At 45.3% G+C, this 14,735-nt stretch carries 12 protein-coding genes and 1 tRNA gene; all 13 read right to left on the bottom strand.

Annotated features, from left to right (window positions below; all coding sequences use genetic code 11):
• Positions 1–2 precede the first annotated feature (2 nt).
• The 13 genes from gatA to R8389_RS02325 all read right to left on the bottom strand — a co-directional run bounded on the left by gatA (position 3) and on the right by R8389_RS02325 (position 14,612).
• A complete protein-coding gene (gatA, locus tag R8389_RS02385; RefSeq protein ID WP_317637887.1) occupies positions 3–1,442 on the bottom strand; it encodes an Asp-tRNA(Asn)/Glu-tRNA(Gln) amidotransferase subunit GatA in 1,440 nt (479 codons plus the stop codon).
• Positions 1,442–1,744, bottom strand: coding sequence for an Asp-tRNA(Asn)/Glu-tRNA(Gln) amidotransferase subunit GatC (gatC, locus tag R8389_RS02380; protein ID WP_317637886.1), 303 nt, complete (start codon positions 1,742–1,744; stop codon positions 1,442–1,444). The genes gatA and gatC overlap by 1 nt, the downstream gene beginning before the upstream one ends.
• Positions 1,745–1,756: 12 nt before the next feature.
• On the bottom strand, positions 1,757–2,896 hold the full coding sequence (locus tag R8389_RS02375; RefSeq protein ID WP_317637885.1) for a CamS family sex pheromone protein: 1,140 nt from the start codon (positions 2,894–2,896) through the stop codon (positions 1,757–1,759).
• A 13-nt stretch (positions 2,897–2,909) separates the two neighbouring features.
• Positions 2,910–4,922, bottom strand: coding sequence for an NAD-dependent DNA ligase LigA (ligA, locus tag R8389_RS02370; protein WP_317637884.1), 2,013 nt, complete (start codon positions 4,920–4,922; stop codon positions 2,910–2,912).
• A gap of 43 nt (positions 4,923–4,965) precedes the next feature.
• Positions 4,966–7,212, bottom strand: coding sequence for a DNA helicase PcrA (gene pcrA, locus R8389_RS02365; protein WP_317637883.1), 2,247 nt, complete (start codon positions 7,210–7,212; stop codon positions 4,966–4,968).
• Between the two features lie 76 nt (positions 7,213–7,288).
• On the bottom strand, positions 7,289–7,936 hold the full coding sequence (locus tag R8389_RS02360; protein WP_317637882.1) for a glycoside hydrolase family 73 protein: 648 nt from the start codon (positions 7,934–7,936) through the stop codon (positions 7,289–7,291).
• Positions 7,937–8,078: 142 nt separating this feature from the next.
• A tRNA-Leu gene (locus R8389_RS02355) sits at positions 8,079–8,165 on the bottom strand.
• Between the two features lie 74 nt (positions 8,166–8,239).
• Entirely contained in the window at positions 8,240–9,991 is a 1,752-nt protein-coding gene (locus R8389_RS02350; RefSeq protein WP_317637881.1) for an ABC transporter ATP-binding protein, read from the bottom strand.
• Positions 9,992–10,068: 77 nt separating this feature from the next.
• Positions 10,069–10,740, bottom strand: coding sequence for a MarR family winged helix-turn-helix transcriptional regulator (locus R8389_RS02345; protein ID WP_317637880.1), 672 nt, complete (start codon positions 10,738–10,740; stop codon positions 10,069–10,071).
• Between the two features lie 130 nt (positions 10,741–10,870).
• A complete protein-coding gene (locus tag R8389_RS02340; protein ID WP_317637879.1) occupies positions 10,871–11,326 on the bottom strand; it encodes a SprT family protein in 456 nt (151 codons plus the stop codon).
• Between the two features lies 1 nt (position 11,327).
• Complete coding sequence (locus R8389_RS02335; RefSeq protein WP_317637878.1) at positions 11,328–12,026, bottom strand: glycosyltransferase family 32 protein; 699 nt, start codon at positions 12,024–12,026, stop codon at positions 11,328–11,330.
• A 1-nt stretch (position 12,027) separates the two neighbouring features.
• Positions 12,028–13,458 carry an oligosaccharide flippase family protein gene (locus R8389_RS02330; protein WP_317637877.1) on the bottom strand — a complete coding sequence of 477 codons (1,431 nt, stop codon included), beginning with the start codon at positions 13,456–13,458 and terminating at the stop codon, positions 12,028–12,030.
• On the bottom strand, positions 13,455–14,612 hold the full coding sequence (locus R8389_RS02325) for a CDP-glycerol glycerophosphotransferase family protein (RefSeq protein WP_317637876.1): 1,158 nt from the start codon (positions 14,610–14,612) through the stop codon (positions 13,455–13,457). Before R8389_RS02325 ends, R8389_RS02330 begins: the two co-directional genes overlap by 4 nt.
• Positions 14,613–14,735 lie beyond the last annotated feature (123 nt).

The raw sequence follows: 14,735 nt of genomic DNA, 5'->3' as shown, positions 1-14,735 counted from the left end.
AATTAATCCTCCATTCCAGTTGGTGTTTGTTCATAGAACTTGTTACTACGTTCAATAAAGTCGGCTACCTTGAAGATGCTGCCCTCATCGAAGCGCTTGGCCATGATTTGCAAGCCAACCGGCATCCCGTCAACCAAACCGGCTGGTACACTGGCCGCTGGAATTCCGGCTAAATTGGCCGAAATGGTCAGGATGTCATTATTGTACATCTTGATTGGATCAGCAATTTCACTGCCAATATCAAAGGCTGGAGTAGTCGTCGTAGGTCCCACGATCACGTCATGGTCGGCAAAAATCCTGTCAAAATCTTGGCAAATCAAGGTTCTAACCTTAGCCGCTTGTCTAAAGAAGCGGTCATATGAACCAGCTGACAAGGCAAACGACCCTAACATAATCCGGCGCTGAACTTCTTCACCAAAGCCTTCAGACCGTGACTTAACATAAACATCAAGCAAGTCTTTAGCATCTTTGGACCGGTAGCCGTAGCGAATACCGTCAAATCGCTGTAAGTTCGAAGAAGCTTCACTTGAAGCGATGATGTAATAGTCTGGCACAACATACTTAGTCAGCGGTAAAGAAACCTCATCAATAATGGCGCCAGCCTCTTTCAAAACGGCTATTTGTTGCTCGATTACATCGTGCATGTCGCCATCAACTGCATCGAGGTATTCTTTAACAACAGCAACCCGCATCCCCTTGACAGCTTGACCAATAAATCGAGTGAAATCCGGTACGGCTCTAGTTGATAAGGTAGAATCGTGCTCATCTTGACCAGCAATCACATTCAAGACCTGAGCTGAGGTTTTGGCCCGCTTGCTCATTACGCCGATCTCATCAAGCGATGAGGCAAAAGCAATCAGGCCCCAGCGGGAAACGCGACCGTAGGTTGGTTTAATGCCAAAAATGCCGTTAAAGGCAGCCGGTTGGCGGATTGAACCACCGGTATCAGAACCCAGGGCGGCCACTACCTGACCCGAAGCAACCGCAACGGCCGAACCACCGGAAGAACCACCGGGAACCTTGTCCAAGTTCCACGGATTGTGGGTAATACCGAAGTATGAATGCTCCGTTGACGAACCCATTGCAAACTCATCCAAGTTGGTCTTGCCCACAAAGGTAACATGTGCCTCTTTCAACTTCTCAATAACCGTAGCATCATAAACTGGTAAATAGTTATCCAGGATGTGACTAGCAGCAGTTGTCTTGACATCCTTGGTAATAATATTGTCTTTTATGGCAATGGGAATTCCAGCTAACTTATGATGAGCAAAATCCAGGTCCTGGTCGGGCTTGGCATCTTCTTGCACCGTGATCCAAGCATTCAACTGGTCATCAGTCTGCTTAATATTGGCCACCGTATCTTGAGCCAGTTGATCAGCCTCCAACGTTCCTTGGGCTAATTTTTGATTTAATGAGTCAATATCTTCATTTAAGTAGTTCATTACTCGTCCTCATCCTTGTTAATAATTACCGGAACCTTGATAAAGCCGTTGGCCTGGTCAGGAACATTCTTCATCAGTTCAGTCCGATCCTGCCAGTGTTCTGGCTGGTCTGCTCGAAAGACGGTGTCACGGTCAACTACTTGAACAGTTTCTTCAACAACAGCGGTATCAACCTCTGATAACTGATCTGCCATATTAATAATTGAACTCATCTGCTCGGTCACCTGACCAAGGTCTTTTTCATTGATTTCCAGTCGCGATAAGACCGCAACGTGTTTAATTGTTTCTTCTGTGATTTTCACGTAAATACCTCCTTATTCCCCACCATAAATATGGACTTGATAACTACTATCGCCCGTTTCTTTGGCAACCAACGCTTGCACGTCATTAACCGAGCCGATTTTTATTTCAATCGGCACATCATTAGCCAAATATTTTCTAGCGGTGGCTAAAACCAATCTGGTAAAACTCTGAATCTGCTCGTACCCGTAAAATTGAGTTGTGATCGAGATATTTTCCTGCGCCAATTTGCCATTTTCATAGCGTAAGTTCGCAGTTACGCCACTAATATTGGGAAAATAGTTCTGAATTGATTGCTTAAAGCTGTTAAAATTCGATGCGTCACTGCTATTAATTGCCTTCTTATTGCCAACTGTTGGCAATACCTCGGCCTGGGTAGTAATAGTTTTCCATTTAGTTATTTTACTACTATTAGCAGCGGCTGTCCCGCTCAAAAAGTAAGTTCCAGAAACTAACGCGTCCTTACTTTCCTTGGAAAAAAGACCAATTGTAATTGGCACGTTCTTTAGTGCATTCTTCTTCCGCAAGCGGGCAACAATTTGCTGGGCAATCGCTTGCCCGTACTGCTGCTGCTTGGACCGTGAAATGGCGGCCTGGTATTCCGGTCCATCCTTAGTCTTTTGGTAGTAATCAACTGAATTAAGTGCCAGACCAATGCTCATTCCACCAATGTGGTAGTTTGAACCAGAGCCCGTCAAATAGTCTTGCTCAATAATCTCTTCTAAATAATAAGGATTATATTGCTTCTTAGACCCCAATGCCGGGTTAAGTCCAGCTGGATTGGCCTTCGACTTACGCCCCAACCAGTCATTAGCAACCGTGGAACTGATATACTGCCCTTCTTGAAAAAGAAAAGAGTTAGTCGAATATTCCCCCTTAGAAATTTGCACGAGTCCGCGTTCAAGTTCACGAGTATCAACCGAATTATCATTGTTGGTGGCAGTTAAGCCAGCAATGGGGCTAGTAACGTAGTGTCCGTTTTTCAGCAAGACCGTATAACCATTGTTACCCGTTTCAGCTGTTTGATAGGTTTTATTATTCGAATCTGACGATGTTTTAGCATTGTTGGCCAAGTTGGAATTCTTTAAATTTCCGCAAGCAGTCAGGCTCAATGCTGCTCCTAAAATCGCTAAAATCTGCAAGTGTTTCTTCAATTTCTCTATTCCTTTATTTAACTTGAGCGATTGCTGCTTCCTCAGTTAATAACTGCACACCTAATTTTTGGGCCTTAGTATACTTTGAACCAGCATCCTTACCATAAATCAAGTAGTCTGTCTTGCCCGAAACTGAACTCGTCACCTTGGCCCCAAGCGCTTGCAGTTTTTTGGTAAAGTCGCTGCGCGTATAATATGCCAGCGTGCCCGTTAATACAACTGTCTTATCCTTGAAGTAATTATCTGGAATGGCGGCCTGGGTTTCTTCGCTGGGACCGCGGTAATCCATATTGACCCCGCTGGCCCGTAGCTGGTCAACTAGTTCTTTAACCTCATCCTGGGCAAAGTAGGTCGTTAGTGCTTCGGCAATGGTCATGCCTATTGTATCGATTGCTGCAACTTCCTGCACGTCCGCTGCCATAATCTTAGTCATATTTTTAAACTTTTGCGCAATTAAGCGGGCCGCTTTTGCACCCACATGGTCAATTCCCAGTCCCGTTAAAAGCAGCTCAACCGAATTTTGCTTTGAGTTATTAATTGCCGTCAGCAAGTTACTGATAGCCTTATCCTTAAAGTGGTCCAGTTGTTCAAGGTCGCTGGCCTGTAAGTGATACAAGTCAGCGACACTGTGCACCAGCTTACGGTTAATTAACTGCCGCACAATCTTAGGTCCCAGACCATCAATATTCATGGCCGGACGTGAAGCAAAATGCGTAATGCCCTCTTCAATCTGAGCAGGACAGGCCGGATTAACACAACGCAGTGCAACCTCATCTTGCAGGTGAATCAACTTTTCCCCGCAGGAGGGACAGACCGTGGGAATTGGATAAGGCTCCGTCCCCTTAGGCCGCTTGGCAAGAACTACCTCCGATATTTCAGGGATAATATCACCCGCCTTGTGCAGCATAACGGTGTCTCCAAGCCTGACATCCTTTTCTCGCAGTAAGTCGGCATTATGCAACACAGCGTGCGAAACGGTTGTTCCAGCTAGTTGGACTGGATCCATAATGGCAGTTGGCGTTACCACACCGGTACGGCCAACCGTCCACTTGATTTCATGAACAACCGTTGCTTGTTCTTCAGGCGGAAACTTATAGGCAATTTCCCAGCGCGGAATCTTGACCGTATTGCCTAAGGCTTGTTGCAATTGCAAGTCATCAACCTTGAGGACAATGCCGTCAATCCCATAGGGAAGATCATCACGCTTTTGGGTGTATTCATCAATGAAGGCGAAGATCTCGTCTAGCTTAGCCAGCTTGCGGCCCGTTTGGTTGGTATGAAAACCCAGCCGGTCCAATTCTGCAATTGCTTGGTGCTGACTAGTGATATCTGCTGGCGGGTTAACCCAGGTGTAAATAAAGGTGCTAAGGTGCCGTTTTTTGGTTACGCTAGCATCAAGCTGGCGGAGCGAACCAGCAGCTGCATTACGGGGATTAGCAAAGGCACTGGCTCCTTCTTCATCACGCTGCGCATTCAGCTTGGCAAAGGCTTCCTTGCCCATATAGCACTCGCCCCGAACTTCTGTAGTTAATTTTTCCGGTAGCGTCTGCGGAATATCCGCAATGAAGCGAGCGTTAGCAGTCACATCTTCACCCACCACACCGTTGCCACGCGTTGAAGCCCGCGTTAGCTTTCCGGCGGTGTACTCTAAGTTAATCGACAAACCATCGATTTTGAGTTCCACATTGTAGTCAACGGCATGACCAACCTGCTTCTGCACCCGTTCGTCAAACTCACGCAATTCTTCCTTGGAGAAGACATCACCCATTGAAAGCATTGGCACTTCATGCGTAACTTTGGTAAAGGCACTATCAAGTTGTCCGCCCACCCGCTGCGTAATCGAATCTGGCGTCACCAATTGCGGAAACTTTTGCTCCAGTTCTAGTAGGCGGTTGTAGTTCTGGTCGTAGACCCTATCTGTGACTTCCGGCTCATCCTTAGAATAGTATTCATCTGCCCACTTATCGAGCTTGTTTCTAAGCGCGACCACTTCTTTTCTGGCTTCATCAAGAGTCAAATCTGCCATTTTACCCCTCCTGATTCAAAATCTTGTCTTATTACTTATTTCATTATACCTGTTTAATTGGGGCAAAGGCTGCTAGAAGCCGTTTAATCCCCTTATCCTTAAAGGCAATATCGAGCTCCATGTCTTCGCCTTGGCCGTTAACTTTAACAACCACGCCGCGTCCCCAGGCCTTATGGTCAACCTGGTCACCAACATTCCAGCCCTTCTTCTCAGCTCCGATTGCACCAGCAGGCTTTACCTGCGGACTAGTATAAACTTGAGCCCGGGCCCGTTCATCAGCCGTAGCAAACGGCGCCGTCTGAACTTGGAAGCCGTTATTGACACTACTGGTTACCACCGCATTTTCGGCATCGAGATCCGCCTGATCAATCTCCTCCAAAAAGCGTGAAGGTGGGTTGTTCTGCATGCGGCCATACATCATTCGCGAATATGCATTAGTCAAAAAAAGTTTGCTTTTAGCCCGGGTAATGCCGACATAGGCAAGACGGCGTTCTTCTTCGAGCTGGTCGTCTTCCATTAAGGCCCGCGACAGTGGGAAGAGCCCGTCTTCCATCCCCACCAAAAAGACCACTGGAAATTCCAAGCCCTTGGCCGCGTGTAGAGTCATCAAGGTAACTTGCTCATCATTATTAGCCAGGTCATCTTGATCGCTTAATAGCGAAACCTCAGCCAAAAAATCACTGAGCACGCTGGCGTCATCGTCTTCTGCTTCATATTCATCATCAAACCGCTTGGTTACCGACAAAAATTCATCCAGGTTTTCTAATCTTGTTTCAGCTTCAATGGTATGTTCTGCCTTAAGCGCATCCGTATAACCAAAGTCCTGCAGAATTTTTTCAGTCAAACCGGTTACACTGTGATCTTTGGCAAAGATAATAGCATCGCGCAATTTAGCGCCAAAATCACTCAGCTTGGCGGCTGCCCTGGTCGATAGACCTGCCATATTAAGATGATTAAAGGCCTCCAATAGAGACAGGTTATTGTCCTGAGCCAAAGTCAAAAACTTATCCACACTGACCTGCCCAATGCCCCGCTTGGGCACATTGACAATGCGGTTAAAACTCATTGTATCGCTTGGATTAGCCACTAACTTAAGGTAAGCCATAATATCCATGATTTCCTTACGGTCATAGAACTTATGGCCACCAACAATCTGATAAGGCACATTTGATTTCACAAAGGCCTCTTCAACTGTTCGCGACTGGGCATTGGTCCGATAGAGGACGGCAAAGTCATTGTAAGCATGCTTATTGGCCTCAACCTCTTCCTGAATTTTGGCAATGATAAAATGCGCCTCATCATCACCGCTTTGGGCCCGGTAATAGGTGATTTTTGCGCCATCACCCTGGTCAGTCCACAGGTTCTTGGCCTTACGGTTACCGTTATTCTTAATTACCGCATTAGCGGCGGCAAGAATATGGCCCGTGGAGCGGTAATTCTGCTCTAGCTTAACCGTTTGCACCCCATCCTGTTCATAATCTTGCTCAAAATTCATAATATTTTCCATGTTGGCACCGCGCCAGCCATAGATTGACTGGTCGGCATCCCCCACTACACAGATATTCTTATACTGAGCAGCAAGTTCATGGCACAGTTCATATTGGGCTTGGTTGGTATCTTGATACTCATCAACAAGCAAGTACCGGAACTTATTCTGGTAATAATGCAGCACGGTTGGATCCTGCTTAAACAAAACTAAAGTTTGCATAATCAAGTCGTCAAAATCCATGATTTGGTCATGCTTCAACCGCTTTTGATACTCGTGATAGACTTCAGCGGCCACCTTGTCAAACGGCGAAGAACTGCTGGCCTCAAAGGCAGCGGGTGTTAATAAGTCATTTTTAGCATTGGAAATCGCCGCCAGAATACCCCGCGGTTCGTACATCTTCGGGTTAATGTTGAGCTCCCGTTCAATATGTTTAACCAGCGTTAATTGCTCCGCTGCATCCGCAATCGAGAAGTTACTCCCGTAGCCAATTTTTTCGGCATCACGCCGCAAAATCCGCACGCACAGGGCATGAAAGGTAGACATCCAGATGCTGCTAGCACGGTCTCCGAGTAACTTTCGTTCCCGCTCCCGCATTTCGCTAGCAGCCTTATTAGTAAAGGTAATGGCCAAAATATTCCACGGCAATACCTCTTTTTCATCAACTAAGTAGGCGATGCGGCGGGTCAAAACCGAAGTCTTGCCCGAACCGGCACCGGCGACGACAAGCAATGGCCCTTCGGTTGTCTTAACGGCCTGTTGCTGTTGCGGGTTTAATCCTGCTAAAATCGATTCTTCGCTCATTCTAATTCCCTTCAACCTGAAAAATTATAACTATTTTATTGTACCAAAAATAAGGGCTAATTGATTGAATCGCCCTTTATTTGTCGAAGCGGTCAAGGTGGTATTGCTCAATCAACTTAATCAACTTTTCGGCATATTCCGGGTCGGTGGCATAGCCATCCTTGACTAGTGCGTAAGCCTGTTTACGGTAGTTCTGCGCCGCCAAAACATGCTGGTACTGGTGGGCGTTCCAACTAGTCCCCTTTTGAAAAAGGCGTGAATGGGCCCGAATTGATGCTTCGTAGGAATCGTAAATCTGAAAACGCGCCTTCACTACGACCCACTTACCCTTTTCATATTCCTTAGTTGATAAAATCGCTGAAGTATTGGGATTGGTCCCCTTGACGCCAAACAAATTATTATATTTTTGCGACAAACTGCTTTGGCCATAGTCACTCTCCAGGCAGGCCTGAGCAATAGCAATGCTCGGCAGCAGTTCAAAAGACTTGTTGACTTCCTTGGCAATCGGGCCAATCTCTTTAATAAAGGCCTTATGCTGTCTAATGATCTTTTGTCTAGCTTCTTCGCGGGCGATTTGCTCCTGACGCAGCTGCTCAGACTGAATTGCCTGTCGGCGGTAGTACCGAAAAGCGGCAAATGCAACAATTAATACAAATAAAATTATGAACGTTCGGATAATAATCTGCCAGTTAGATTGCTTCCGGCTCTTCCGTCTTTTCGCCATATAAAACCCTTACCTTTAACTTATTACCTTAAGTATACCCGTCTTACGGTGAAATTATGCAATGTAATTATTTTTTAAAATAAACCGGGCGCTAGCCTGGCGCAAAACAAAAAAATGGAGCCGAAGCTCCATTTTTATTCAGTGCGGGCAAGAAGACTCGAACTTCCACGATCTAAAAACGATCACAAGATCCTTAGTCTTGCGCGTCTGCCAATTCCGCCATGCCCGCAAGCACAATCAATACTATAACCCAAAATTGATTTTAGCACAATACTTTCTGCACTATTTTTGCGAAAAAACTGGCTAATCAACCATCTGCTCATTCACGTAGCGCGCATACAGTTCGTGTTGACTCATCAACTCACGGTGGGTACCATGTCCCGTAATCTGGCCGTGCTCAACAAAGTAGATCTGATCAGCATTGACAATCGTGGACAACCGGTGGGCAATCACTAATGTTGTTCGGTCGACCATCAACTGGTCAAGTGCTTGCTGAACCTTGCCTTCTGACTCCGAGTCCAGGCTGGCCGTCGCTTCATCCAACATCAAAAGCTTTGGATTGCGCAAGAAGGCTCGGGCAATCGCCAACCGCTGCTTCTGTCCGCCAGACAGTTTAATGCCCCGCTCGCCAATTTCCGTTTCCATTTGCTGGGGAAATTCCCGGACAAAGCCGTCTGCATAGGCGAGTGCTAGACCCTGCCACAATTCATCGTCGGTGATCGTGCGCGGTAAGCCATAGACTAAGTTTTCCCGAATCGTCCCGGAAAAAATCGCACTATTTTGTGATACATAGCCAAGTTGAGCCCGCCAATTGTCCAAGTCAACGTCCTGAATATCTCGCTCGCCAATCATAATTTGACCACTAGCAGGTTGATAGAAACGCTCCAAGAGGGCAAAAATAGTGGACTTTCCGCCACCACTAGGGCCGGCGAATGCGACTACCGAATTAGGTTGCGCAGTAAAGGAAATCTCATTGAGAACTGGCTCCCCTACCTTATAGCTAAAGCTGACTGCTTTGGCAGTCAAGGTCTTATCAGTTAAATCCAACTGCTGGTTCGAGGCCGCCTTTTCGGGCTGCAACTTCAAAATAGCTTGAATTCTCTCGGTTGAGCCCAGTGCTTTTTGGACTTGCGAAAAGAAAGTGGCAAAGGTGGCAACTGGCGAAATCACATTGAACAAGTACAGGAGAAAGGCAACTAGCGAGCCGCTAGTTAATGTTCCTTGACCAATCCGAATAATACCAAAAGCCAGAATACCGACAAAGGCCGCCATCATCAAAGTCATCATGACCGGTTGGAGAATTGCCTCCACTCGTGCATCGGCCACACCAATACCAAAAATCTTGTCAATTAAGCCATTGCCGCGGTCTTTTTCAAACCGCTCCCCATTGCTTGCCTTAATCAAACGTACATCGGCTAATTTTTCGCTAACATCACCATTGAGTTCGGCAGTGGCTGTCTGTAACTTACGCCCCAGTCTTGACATAATCCGCCCAATCGGTAATAGAATGAGCACGACAATCGGTACAATCGTAAAAATCAACGTTGCCATCTGCCAGTCCATCACAAACAAGATAAACAATGAACAAACTAGCTGAATTCCACCCGTAATAAAGTTGGGGAATTGAGCTGCAATTAGATCCTTAATGACACCAGTATCGTTAACCAACCGGGAACTACTTTCCCCAGCCTTATTCTCATCAAAGTACGATACAGGGAGTTTTAGCAAGTGTGCCCACAACCGTTCACGCAGCGTCTTGACCACGCTTTCGCCAAAGTAGCGCAAGATAAAGCCGCCCAACGTGCTTAAGACCAGCTGCAAGATAAAGACTACAACAATGATTACCATGCTGGTGTAATTAAACTTATCCCACTTACTGGTGTCGACCAAATTCCTGGTTAGTAGGGGCAGCGCTAAGTTAGCTGCACTGGTAATCAAGCTGAGGAATAGACCAAGTACAAATAGTGACTTTTTCAGCTGTAATCCGCTCAACAGGTGAAAAAAATCCCGTAGCTTAACTGTCTTATTCTTATTTTTACGTGGTTTAACCGTCATGAAGGTAGCCTTTCTAGTACTTTGATCCAAACAAAAAGCTTTTCATAAGCTGAAAAACTTTTTGCACTTTTTCTTAATCAACTTTCTTCGTTCTTATTATCCCAAAACTTTTGCCAAAAGTCTTGGTCATATTGACGTATTTTAGCACATTTATGGTGATTTTCAGGAAAATCTTCTCGTTTAAACTCGTGCCGCCACGCCCTCATTTTACGCCGCATATCCTGCATATCCGCAGTGCGATAATCTTGCTGGTCAGAAAATTTGTGCCACTTAGCCAGTGCTTTCATCCGGTAAGTCGGATCAACAAACCTTTGCGTTTGTTTACGGAAGCCTTCATCCCAACCATTAGAAATCTTTTCCAACGACTTACTCAATTCTGCTTGTTCATCCTCGTTCAACCCGGCAAAAAAAGTTGCCGTATCATACTCTTTTTGCTCCTGATCAAGCAGACTAGCCTCTTTCTTGCCGGCCTCAGTCAAATATACCCGTTTTACCCGCTTATCTTGGTCATCAGTTTCACGTCTGATATCACCCTTTAGTTCCAGTTTTTTCAATAATTCAGCTAGCGATCCCGGTCTTAAGGCCAGGATTTCTGCTAAGTAATTCTGGGTTAAGCCATCGCCCAACTTGAGTACAGCTAACACCCGCTTTTGCCCTGAAATTGGCTGCTTATTTTCGAACATAAAGTAGCGACTGGCCCGCATGACAAAACTTAGTTGCTTCATTAATTTATCGCTTGTTTGACTCATGAGATAACTCCTTTTCAAAAAATAGTTAGGTACCTAAATTTTATACTTGAATTATAACTTGCTTACTAATCACTTGTCAAACAAAGTAGCTGCTAGGCCACCCCGATAATTCCTCACCTCTCACTTGGCTTTACCGCTGATTAACAACACTCAGGCGACCGCCACACCTTCCGCAAGCATACTTAAAAACGTTGATTCGCCGCACCCGCTGATAGCTTTGGCCACACTTTTGGCAAGTGTAGCAATAACGCGGCGATTGCTTGCGACTCAAACCAATGTCCGGGGCATAACGCGAACCGTTTACCCGCTTAAGCAGCCTGGAAAAATCCCGATCACGGTGGCGGTATCCTCGTTGAGCTAAGTGGAGATGGTAGTGTACCAATTCATGCTTAATAATTCCCACTAGTTCACTTTGATACTGCTTTACTAAAAAATGCGCATTAATCTCAAGATGATGGTCTTCTAAGTGGTAACGGCCCCCAGTGGTGGTTAAGCGGCGGTTAATTTTTACGCGATGCTTAAAGGGACGACCAAAGTAAGTAAGGGATATCTGCTCTACCAATTTTTGTAACTCTTGCTCAGTCATCTTATCTGATTAATTTAGCGTAAAGTCCCGCAGCAGCTTTACTTCTGATTCTGACCTTTAGCGCCGTCACCAGCTTGCGCTTAAAAGGCTTAGCGCCCTCCATCCAGGTACCAGTAAACACGTGGATCGTCTTAGAAGCAGCAGAGGGATTGCACAAGATTCCGTCAGGATAGACATGAATACCCGTTGGCAATAGCTGTTCCTGGTTAGTTGGCTTGGCGCCATACTTGTCTTTAAGGATGTCCGAAACGGAAAGCGTGTTGACTCCTGCTAGTTGATCTTTGGTGTCAAAGGTAAAATCACGGTTATCATAGTAGGACAACATGTCCTTAACCAGCGGATGTCCTTTTTCCGCACCAAAAACAGCAGTAAAGGGATTAGCTTTATTTTCAAAACCAACAAACGCGCGATCAGCCAATAGGCTTGTCAAATCATCCAAAACCAATACATCGGTGTCCAGGTAAATGCCGCCCTGCTCATAAACTGCCTTGGCCCGAATATAATCTGACACAAAGGCCCATTTTTGCTCCTGGTAGGCTTGTTCAATGTAGGGATTTTCGTGAATATTAAAGTTCTGCTCGTTCCACTCAATAATTTGGTAGTCTTGCAGGTGCTTACTCCAGGTTTTCATGCAACGTTGAATGTTCTTGGGTTTAGGGTTACCCCCAACCCAAACGTAATGGATAATTTTGGGAATCATTTTAGCCTCGTGTAAAAAAACGTTTAAGTAACATCATTATATCTTCATTAAAGTCAAGCTTCATCATAAACATCAGTAAAATATACAAAACAAACATAATGATGGACTTTAGGGTCATATTCAGAAAGGCGGACGAAACCAGCTGCGGTAGTACCATCCCAACAGCTAAGACAATTACCGCAATCAGCAAATATTTGGGAATTTCACGGAAGGAATATTTGAAATCATAACCATCACGCACAATCCAGAGCCGCAAAAGGAGCACAATGAATTCCGTTAGTAGAATGGCCACCATAGCTCCTGTGGCGCCGTACCAGCGGTCAAGGAAGTAGCTTAGCACCAATTCAAGGATTGCACCAACAATTACCGGAATAGCATAATCACGATCTCGGTGATTGGCCAAGGCAAACTGATTGGCAAAAACACCGCCCATTGGAATCATAATAATGGTCAAGGTGAAGAAAAACATCAACGGCGTCATCGGAATAAACTTATGGCCAAAGAAAAAGGGGACAAATTCCTTGGTATTGGCCATGATGATGACTGCAAAGATCGTTCCCAGCATGACCGTCGCTTCCAGCGATTTTTTTAAGATCACCTTCTGCTTGCCTTGTCCTTCACCGGCCATCTTAGGCATAATCACCAGTGAAATACTGGTAATGATCCCCAGAACCATGTTAGAAATACGCTGCGAATTGTCATAAAAGGCCACCTGCGTTGAGTTCTGAAAAAGGCCCAAAAGTGGTTTATCGAGTGAGGTATAAATCTGGGTAGCAATCTGCGGAACCAGCAAGGTAATAATTGCTCGCACCGTCGTTTGATACTGGTAAAAATGCCCCACTGGCCGACCAACATAACGGCGAATATCGAGCCAAAAGACAAATGATCCCAACATCGTCGACACCGACATAATCAGCATATACTTCCAGAGGTCACCAGGTTCTTTCACCCAAAGTAAAATCAGGATAACGGAAACAAGTTTAACTGCCGTGTTCTTTGCTACCACCCGGCCAAAGGCCGCAAGGCCCTGAAAAAACCAAGAAATGTCAACCTGAGCTGAAATTAGGTAGGGCACCATGAGCAACAGGTAGGGGCCGTACTTGAGATGAAAAAAACTAGTAACGACTACCAAAAGCACAATAGTCACTGCACCAGCGATTGCTTGGAAATACCATAAACCCCAAAACGCTTCGGTAAGGTCGGCCTTATTGCCAAAAGCGCGCGTCTGCGAAATTGTCCGCATACCGATATAAGAAACTGATAATGTACAAAAGATCATTAAGAATTGGACAATATTGTTCACATTACTGTAGACCCCGTATGTTTTTGGCCCTAGAATTCTCGACAGGTAGGGTACCGTGATCAGTGGCACTAAGACAAGGAAAATTTGGTAAACCGCATTATATAAAATATTCAAAAATGTTTTTTTCACAGTTTATCCTCTTCACCTTTTTGTATCATCAAATTAAAGATATCAGCGCAGTACGAATCACTATGAACTTGATTGGTCAGGTCTAGCCAGTACTTGCGCTGGGTTTGGTACTTATCTGGTGCAGCCAGGGCATGCACCAATTCAGCCTGCGTTTTAACACAGGAACCGGGGACAACGCGATCATACGGGCCAAGCAGTAGCCCCCGCTCCTGCTCATATTGCTTTAGGTAGTTAGTCACAAAGATGATTGGTTTGTCCAAGTTCAAGTAGTCGAAGTAAACCGAGGAAAAGTCGGTAATCAGGCTATCCGTACTGCCCAAGAGTTCATAAAGATCGGCATCGTGTTCAGTTAAGTAGTCATTATTAAGAAAACTAATATTGGAAAAGTGACTGTTCAAGTCACCGATTAGACTCAGCTCATAGGGATGCAGCTTAACAATTAGGTACTGGTGGTTAATTCTAAGTGATTCATTCAAGCGCGCTGCAGCAAAATCCGGTAGGGTTAAAAAGTTACCTGCACTAATTTGCGCCATAACTTCCTGGTCGGCCAGCTCATAGCGAAAAGTTGGCATGTAAATAACGATTTGCGCTTGTTCATCCCTTTGCTTAAACAAGTCTTGCAGTAATTGATCCTTAGAAATTACCGGCCTTGATAGTGCATCAAGACGGGGAAAACCTACTTTATGATACTTAGCTGCCTCTACCGCAGTACAAGCACTCATCAGGGTTTCATAGAGGTCAGAGCTGGAGCAAACAAGGTCAGTATTCTTTTGCCATAACTTGGCATTGCGCCAATCGGCTCTACTAGTAGTATTATTGGCCATGATGCCCATCCGTTTGAGCGGAATGCCGTGCCAAAATTGGATATTAACCTGCTTAGCATGGACCTTAAAGGGAGAATGAGTAGTCAAGACAAACTTGGCCCGGCCAATTTTGCGCCAGGTCTTAAATGATAAATGTGATGATGGCCATGGTTCAACCACAGTCACATCGTATTCGGGATGGTTAGCCCTCATGTACTTAGCAAAAAGGTAACCATTGGAGCCCGATCTCCCCGCACCATTCAAAATCACTAGGTGCTTTTGATTGATTTTCGTCAAACTCGCGCCTAGCTTCATTAGACGCAGATACAGCCGAAACAAAAAATTCTTCATTCTTAACCTTCTCCAATTTTCACTTAGCTTAAGGGTACAGAAAACACCTGCGCAAACTCAAGCTTTTTTGCATTATTTTTTAGTTTTTTAACCATTCACCCACTAAAAAAGTATTAACAACTT

The organism is Lactobacillus xylocopicola, assembly GCF_033096005.1.
Lineage (GTDB): Bacteria > Bacillota > Bacilli > Lactobacillales > Lactobacillaceae > Lactobacillus > Lactobacillus xylocopicola.
The sequence above is the reverse complement of the archived record's forward strand: the minus strand, read 5'-3'. Positions and strand labels throughout refer to the sequence as shown.

Bases quoted from the DNA above. Each gene is read 5' to 3' on its own strand.
- R8389_RS02340 (WP_317637879.1), bottom strand. From the start codon at position 11,326: ATGACTGAGCAAGAGTTACAAAAATTGGTAGAGCAGATATCCCTTACT.
- pcrA (WP_317637883.1), bottom strand. From the start codon at position 7,212: ATGAGCGAAGAATCGATTTTAGCAGGATTAAACCCGCAACAGCAACAG.
- R8389_RS02360 (WP_317637882.1), bottom strand. From the start codon at position 7,936: ATGGCGAAAAGACGGAAGAGCCGGAAGCAATCTAACTGGCAGATTATT.
- R8389_RS02335 (WP_317637878.1), bottom strand. From the start codon at position 12,026: ATGATTCCCAAAATTATCCATTACGTTTGGGTTGGGGGTAACCCTAAA.
- R8389_RS02350 (WP_317637881.1), bottom strand. From the start codon at position 9,991: ATGACGGTTAAACCACGTAAAAATAAGAATAAGACAGTTAAGCTACGG.
- R8389_RS02325 (WP_317637876.1), bottom strand. From the start codon at position 14,612: ATGAAGAATTTTTTGTTTCGGCTGTATCTGCGTCTAATGAAGCTAGGC.
- ligA (WP_317637884.1), bottom strand. From the start codon at position 4,922: ATGGCAGATTTGACTCTTGATGAAGCCAGAAAAGAAGTGGTCGCGCTT.
- gatA (WP_317637887.1), bottom strand. From the start codon at position 1,442: ATGAACTACTTAAATGAAGATATTGACTCATTAAATCAAAAATTAGCC.
- R8389_RS02345 (WP_317637880.1), bottom strand. From the start codon at position 10,740: ATGAGTCAAACAAGCGATAAATTAATGAAGCAACTAAGTTTTGTCATG.